This is a genomic window from Micrococcus sp. (assembly GCF_030523875.1).
Classification (GTDB): domain Bacteria; phylum Actinomycetota; class Actinomycetes; order Actinomycetales; family Micrococcaceae; genus Micrococcus.
The window spans coordinates 1-2,209 of the sequence record NZ_JAUNHR010000152.1; the positions used below are offsets into that span (position 1 = coordinate 1).

Consider the following 2,209-nt stretch of genomic DNA (forward strand, 5'->3'; position numbering starts at 1 on the left):
TAACGATGGTCTGTTCCGTGATCCAGCCTGGGCGTCAACTGCCATCGAGGAATGCGCGCACGGCGCCCTCGTGGCCTTCGTCGATGACGATCCTCGAACTCAGCGTTCGGAATCCTCGCCTAGGCACGTCGTCCCAGTCTAGCGGACGATTAGAACTTGGGGTTGCCGTACAGCGCGCGAGCCTTCTTCACGGCTTTGGAGGGCCGCCTGCCTCGACGCGGCGTCCGGCGGCGCACGTTGCCGCGAGGCATGAGGCGGTACCGGTGGAGGAAGCTGACGAAGGGGCCAGTCAAGAGCTCCATCGCCAGAAGCAGGACACCTCCATACCAGAGGAAGCGCGAGGAGTTGCGGACCGGGTACTGGAACGTGGACGAGGTGAAGACGAGGATGAGCACAAGGATGATGACGAACACGATGTTGCGGACGTTCGCGCGACGCCGAGCCACCCAGGAGTCCATCGTGCCCATGGCCAGTCCAAAGAGGCCCATAGTGAGCGCAAGGGGGATCGCGCCGTAAAGGTACAGCTCACCGTAGACGTTGTACGGCGTGGCAGGCGCCCAGGAGAACTGGTCGAGGATCGCGTTCCACCCGGCCGGGCCGCCGGGCATCGGGTTGAGGGCGATCCCCAGGTACGAGAGCGGGAACGGATTGCCCGTCGTGACGATGTCACCCGTGAGCGGAACACCGAAGAGAATATTGCCCGCGAGAGCCCCGACGTCAATTGTGCCAAGCTCATCCGGGTGCTGGTCGTAGTAGTTGAAGTACGTAACGATGCCGGACTCACCGCCTAGGCCCACACGGAGGATGAGCACGGAACTGAAGGCCAAGGCGGCGGCGTAGAGGCACAGGGCCGTGACGACGATCTTCGACCAGATCTTGGCCTCAGGACCGCGAATGAGCCACCAGCACCAGAGGAAGGCGAGCGGGATGGCTGCGAGGCCGCGAGAGCCCGTGCCGAACATCGCGACAGTCAGGAGGGCAAGGACCATCGCCGCGATCACCCGAAGAGCGATCGGCGGACGGCGGTGGACGATGACGATCGACAGCGCGAGAGAGGCCGCGGGACCGAACAGCGCACCGAGCGAGACGAAGACACGGGGGCCCGTGAACATGAGGTAGTGCGCGCGGCGGAGCAGGCCTGTGTAGCCGTAGCCGACGACATAGACAATGATGCTGAGAATGCCGATGACGATGAGCCACATGGCGGCCTTGCCGCTGATGTAGGCGAGCGGCGGCTGTCCCGCGTCCTCGTCCTCCGTCTTCCGCCGGCGCGTGGCCAGCATCGCCGCGACCCAGAACCAGAAGATGCACAGAAGAATCGTGTTGAAGCCCATGACCCACGTGTCGCGGTCATAATCGATGTGGAAGGACACGACGGCGTCCTCGGAGATCCGCTCGTAATACACGAATCCGAACACGGCGGCGAGGGTGGCAACCATGATGAACACCATTGGGAAGGAGAGCAGACGGCCCGAGCGCTTCTCAAGGGCCCAGCACGCGGCTCCGGCGACGGCGAAGTACCAATACGCCCAGGAGGACTCCCCAGCGAAGGCCCATCCCACAATTGAGATGAGAAGGGTCACGGCGAAGAACTTCATCTACATCCTCAGTCTCAGGGCGCTCGAATTGGCATCTTCAAGGCAGATTCGGCACCCAATAAGTTTAGCATCGGCCTCGTTCAGGACTCCGCCTGCAGGAGCCCCGTCTCAGAGGACGGGGGACTCGCCACTGCGGCGCGCGGCACGGCGCGGCGCCCGCGGCGTCACAGGGGCCGCCTGGCGAGCGCGCCTGGGCGCGGACTGCGGATCGGGATTCTCCTGATCCGCGGTGCTCGCAGGCCCCTCCGAGCCGCGCACACGGTCCAGGCTTGCCCCCTCGGCCCCTTCGAGGGGGTGCAGCGGGGCGGCGGTCTCGGGGAGGAGCTCTGTGGCGATGACGGGGGCCTCGTCCAGGCGGGTATCCTCGCGAGAGTTCTCCTCAAGCAGCTGCACCGAACGGCGTCGTGGCTGCTCAGCACGGGTCGGGGTAAGGTGGGCGGCTGCGTCGTCGTCCTCCGACTTCCCCAGAGGCGAGCCGCCCTCCCCCGGCTCCTCAGCGCTCTCCGGCGAGGCGGCGGACGGCAGATCCTTGCCCTCCCGCGCGTCCTTCCTCATGCCAAGCACGGTCCGGTAGACCTCAACAAGGATGAGCGGCACACCTTGCGAGGCCA

At 65.4% G+C, this 2,209-nt stretch carries 2 protein-coding genes; both read right to left on the minus strand.

What is annotated here, in order from left to right; all coding sequences use genetic code 11:
* Positions 1-149: 149 nt before the first annotated feature.
* A complete protein-coding gene (locus Q4D18_RS11580; protein WP_303128567.1) occupies positions 150-1,598 on the minus strand; it encodes a hypothetical protein in 1,449 nt (482 codons plus the stop codon).
* Positions 1,599-1,706: 108 nt separating this feature from the next.
* On the minus strand, positions 1,707-2,209 hold a 503-nt coding region (locus tag Q4D18_RS11585), incomplete at its 5' end, for a hypothetical protein (RefSeq protein WP_303128570.1).

Coding starts and splice junctions, on each gene's coding strand:
- Q4D18_RS11580 (WP_303128567.1), bottom strand. CDS start 1,598: ATGAAGTTCTTCGCCGTGACCCTTCTCATCTCAATTGTGGGATGGGCC.